We start from the raw sequence: 4,626 nt of genomic DNA on the forward strand, positions 1-4,626 counted from the left end.
CCTCCCGCACGAACGGCACCCGCTCCTCGCCGCGCAGCAGTGCCTCGTCCGCGTCCAGGGCGTCCCGGCGCAGCTCGCTCCAGGACGTCGCCGACCACACGTCGGCCGCCACGCCCCACTCCTCGGCGAGCAACCGCTGCGCCTTGAGAGCCCAGTGGATCGCCGTACCCGAGCCGAGCAGCTGGATCCGCGAGGCGTTCGCCGGAGGCGTGATGCCCGCCGACTCGGCCGTGTTGAAGCGGTACAGGCCCTTGACGATGCCCTCGTCGACGCCCTGGACGGACGGCTTCGCCGGCTGCGGCATCGGCTCGTTGTAGACCGTCAGGTAGTAGAAGACGTTCTGGTCCTCGCCCGGGGCCGCCTCGCCGTACATCCGGCGCAGACCGTCCTTGACGATGACCGCGACCTCGTAGGCGAACGCCGGGTCGTACGACAGCGCCGCCGGGTTGGTCGCGGCGATCACGGGGGAGTGGCCGTCGGCGTGCTGCAGGCCCTCGCCCGTCAGCGTCGTACGGCCGGCCGTGGCGCCGACGAGGAAGCCGCGGCCGAGCTGGTCGCCGAGCTGCCACATCTGGTCGGCCGTGCGCTGCCAGCCGAACATCGAGTAGAAGATGTAGAACGGGATCATCGCCTCGCCGTGCGTGGCGTACGACGTCGAAGCGGCGATGAAGTCGGCCATCGAACCGGCCTCGGTGATCCCCTCGTTGAGGATCTGGCCGTTCTGGGCCTCCTTGTAGTACATCAGCTGGTCGCGGTCGACCGGCTCGTACGTCTGGCCCTTGGGCGAGTAGATGCCGAGCGACGGGAACAGCGACTCCATACCGAAGGTGCGCGCCTCGTCCGGGACGATCGGCACCCAGCGCTTGCCGGTCTCCTTGTCGCGGACCAGGTCCTTGACCAGACGGACGAACGCCATGGTGGTGGCCACGTTCTGCGAGCCGGAGCCCTTGTCGAAGGAGGCGAACGCCTTCTCCGCCGGGGCGGGCAGCGGGGCGACGGGGTGCGTGCGCCGGGCCGGGGCCGGACCGCCGAGGGCGGCACGCCGCTCCTGGAGGTAGCGGACCTCGGGGGAGTCGGCGCCCGGGTGGCCGTAGGGCACCACGCCGTCGACGAAGTCGCTGTCCTTGATCGGCAGTTCGAGCAGGTCGCGCATGCTCTTGAACTCGTCCACCGAGAGCTTCTTCATCTGGTGGTTGGCGTTCTTCGACGCGAAGCCCTCGCCGAGGGTGTGGCCCTTGACCGTCTGGGCCAGGATCACGGTCGGCGCGCCCTTGTGCTCGACGGCGGCCTTGTACGCGGCGAACACCTTGCGCGCCTCGTGACCACCGCGCGAGAGGTGGAAGCACTCGAGGATCTTGTCGTCGCTCAGCAGCTTCGCCATCTCCACGAGCGCCGGGTCGCCGCTGAAGAAGTCCTGGCGGATGTAGGCCGCGTCGCGGGTCTGGTAGGTCTGGATCTGCGCGTCCGGTACCTGGCGCAGGCGGCGTACGAGCGCGCCCGTGGTGTCCAGCCGGAACAGCTCGTCCCAGGCCGTGCCCCACAGCGTCTTGATGACGTTCCAGCCGGCGCCGCGGAACTGGGCCTCCAGCTCCTGCACGATCTTGAAGTTCGCGCGGACCGGGCCGTCGAGGCGCTGCAGGTTGCAGTTGATGACGAACGTGAGGTTGTCCAGCTCCTCACGGGCCGCCAGCGCGAGGGCCGCCGTCGACTCGGGCTCGTCCATCTCGCCGTCGCCGAGGAACGCCCACACGTGCGAACCGGCGGTGTCCTTGATGCCGCGGTTGGCCAGGTAGCGGTTGAAGCGCGCCTGGTAGATCGCCGACAGCGGGCCGAGGCCCATGGAGACGGTCGGGAACTCCCACAGCCAGGGCAGGCGGCGCGGGTGCGGGTAGGAGGGCAGGCCGTTGCCGCCCGCCTCCCGGCGGAAGTTGTCGAGCTGCTCCTCGTTCAGCCGGCCGTCGAGGAACGCGCGGGCGTAGATGCCGGGGGACGCGTGGCCCTGGATGTAGAGCTGGTCGCCGGAGCCGTCGGCCTCTTTGCCCTTGAAGAAGTGGTTGAAGCCGGTCTCGTACAGCCAGGCGGCGGAGGCGAAGGTGGCGATGTGGCCGCCGACGCCGTACTTGCTGCCCCGGGTCACCATCGCGGCCGCGTTCCAGCGGTTCCACGCGGTGATCCGCTGCTCCATCGCCTCGTCACCGGGCACGGCCGGCTCGGCGGAGGTGGGGATGGAGTTGACGTAGTCGGTCTCGAGGAGCTTCGGCAGCGCGATGCCGGCGCCCTCGGCGCGCTCCAGCGTGCGGCGCATCAGATATGCGGCACGGTGCGGCCCGGCAGCCTTGGTGACCGCGTCCAGGGAGGCCTGCCATTCGGCGGTCTCCTCCGGGTCCCGGTCGGGGAGCTGGTCGAGCTCGCTCGGCTGGATGGCGTTGGGGTCGGTCATGTCGCCGCCTTCCTCAGTCGAAGGGGGTTCCCTCACGTAAGGGGATCGGGGGTGCCCTTTGTCTTTGGCAGGACAGGGCTGGGGCTTGGGTGGCAAGCCCGTCGGCGACTCTAACTCGCTGATCGATGATCGATCAAAGGGTTGAGGGGCAAAACCTCTTGATCACGAGAAAATAGGCACGCGGTGCCTCCGGCAGTGGCACGCGGTGACCGATTTTCGAACGGTTCTCGCAGGTCGGAGGCGTTTGAGCGAGAGGGTGCTCGAGTGTCACGCCCGAGGCGCGCAGCCCAGCACGTGCGCCTTCACGAGTTCGGCGATCCGGGGGTCACGGCGCTTGAACGCGGCGACGAGCTCCTCGTGCTCCTCCGCGTACGACTGCTGCCGGGTGCCCAGCCAGCGGATCGACAGGGCCGTGAACACCTCGATGCCGAGGCCTTCCCAGGTGTGCAGCAGCACGGAGTTGCCCGCGGCACGGACCAGTTCGCGGTGGAAGGCGACGGTGTGACGGACCTGCCCCGTGCCGTCGGAGCTGCGGTCGGCCTCGTACAGGGCGCTGACGTGGGGCTCCAGAGCCGAGCAGTCCTCCGCGAGGCCCTGGGCGGCCAGCTCCGCGGCGATCGCCTCCAGGCCGGCCCGGACCGGGTAGCTCTCCTCCAGGTCGGCGGCCGTGAGGTTGCGGACGCGCACGCCCTTGTTCGGAGCGGACTCGATCAGGCGCAGGGACTCCAGCTCCCGCAGGGCCTCGCGGACCGGGGTCTGGCTGACCTCCAGCTCGGTGGCGATCCGGCGCTCGACGATCCGCTCGCCCGGCTGCCAGCGTCCGCTGATGATCCCCTCCAGGATGTGCTCGCGGATCTGCTCGCGGAGCGAGTGGATGACGGGCGCGGTCATGAGGGCTCCTTACGCGGGATTGACGCTTAGACAATACGGCCGGTTCGCTCCGTGGGTGGGGCGGCGGGGGGCGCTTTGGTGCAGGTGAGACGAGACTTACACGGGGGGTGTGGGGTTGCCGTTCGGCTCACGGTCGTATGTGGCTGATCGCGCCCACGCGGCGGAGCCGCACATCGATACAGCCCCGCGCCCCTGAAAGCGAAACGCCGGTGCCCCCGCCCGGAGATGATCCGAGCGGGGGCACCGTACAGCCGTACCGGCGATGGAGGTCAGAGGCCGAGCTCGACCTCGAACTCGCCCGCCTCCAGGATGGCCTTGACCGCCGTCAGGTAACGGGCCGCGTCGGCGCCGTCCACCAGGCGGTGGTCGTAGGACAGGGTCAGGTACGTCATGTCCCGGACGCCGATGACCGTACCCTCCTCCGTCTCGATGACGGCGGGGCGCTTGACCGTCGCGCCGATGCCGAGGATCGCGACCTGGCCCGGCGGCACGATGATCGTGTCGAAGAGCGCGCCGCGCGACCCGGTGTTGGAGATGGTGAAGGTCGCACCGGACAGCTCGTCCGGAGTGATCTTGTTGGCGCGGACCTTGCCCGCCAGGTCGGCCGTGGCCTTGGCGATACCGGCGAGGTTGAGGTCACCGGCGTTCTTGATGACCGGGGTCATCAGGCCCTTCTCGGAGTCCACCGCGATACCGACGTTCTCGGTGTCGAAGTAGGTGATGGTCCCCTCGGCCTCGTTGATCTTGGCGTTGATCGGCGCGTGCGCCTTCAGCGCCTGGGCCGCGGCCTTGACGAAGAACGGCATCGGCGAGAGCTTGACGCCCTCACGGGCCGCGAACGCGTCCTTGGCGCGGGCGCGCAGCTTCATCAGGCGGGTGACGTCGACCTCGACGACCGAGGACAGCTGGGCCTGCTCGTGCAGGGCCTTGACCATGTTGTCGCCGATGACCTTGCGGATCCGCGGCATCTTGATGGTCTGGCCGCGCAGCGGGGACGCCTCCAGCACCGGGGCCTTCTTGGCGGCCGACGGGGCGGCAGCGGCGGGGGCCGGGGCGGCGGCGGCGCTCTTCGCGGCCTCGGCGGCGGCGACGACGTCCTGCTTTCGGATACGGCCGCCGACGCCGGTGCCCTTGACGGTGGACAGGTCGACGCCCTGCTCGGCGGCGAGCTTGCGCACCAGCGGGGTGACGTAGGCGCCGTCGTCGGCCGGCGTGGCGGCGGCCGGAGCGGCCGGGGCCTGGGCCGGAGCCGGGGCCGGCGCGGGAGCGGACGGAGCCGGCTCGGGAGCCGGGGT

At 70.2% G+C, this 4,626-nt stretch carries 3 protein-coding genes; all 3 read right to left on the minus strand.

Features of this window, described 5'->3' with window-relative positions:
• On the minus strand, positions 1-2,440 hold a 2,440-nt coding region (gene aceE / locus ABZ281_RS38760; protein WP_356662708.1), incomplete at its 3' end, for a pyruvate dehydrogenase (acetyl-transferring), homodimeric type.
• A 267-nt stretch (positions 2,441-2,707) separates the two neighbouring features.
• The gene (locus tag ABZ281_RS38765; protein WP_030837481.1) at positions 2,708-3,331 is read right to left on the minus strand and encodes a GntR family transcriptional regulator; all 624 of its coding nucleotides are present in this window, start codon (positions 3,329-3,331) and stop codon (positions 2,708-2,710) included.
• 269 nt (positions 3,332-3,600) lie between these two features.
• Positions 3,601-4,626: 2-oxoglutarate dehydrogenase, E2 component, dihydrolipoamide succinyltransferase (sucB, locus tag ABZ281_RS38770; RefSeq protein ID WP_356662709.1), on the minus strand; the 1,026-nt coding region annotated here is incomplete at its 5' end.

The sequence above is a fragment of the Streptomyces sp. NPDC006265 genome (assembly GCF_040613555.1).
Classification (GTDB): Bacteria; Actinomycetota; Actinomycetes; order Streptomycetales; family Streptomycetaceae; genus Streptomyces.

What these genes read in the sequence shown, in the direction of transcription:
- ABZ281_RS38765 (WP_030837481.1), bottom strand. Translation starts at nt 3,331, where the DNA reads ATGACCGCGCCCGTCATCCACTCGCTCCGCGAGCAGATCCGCGAGCAC.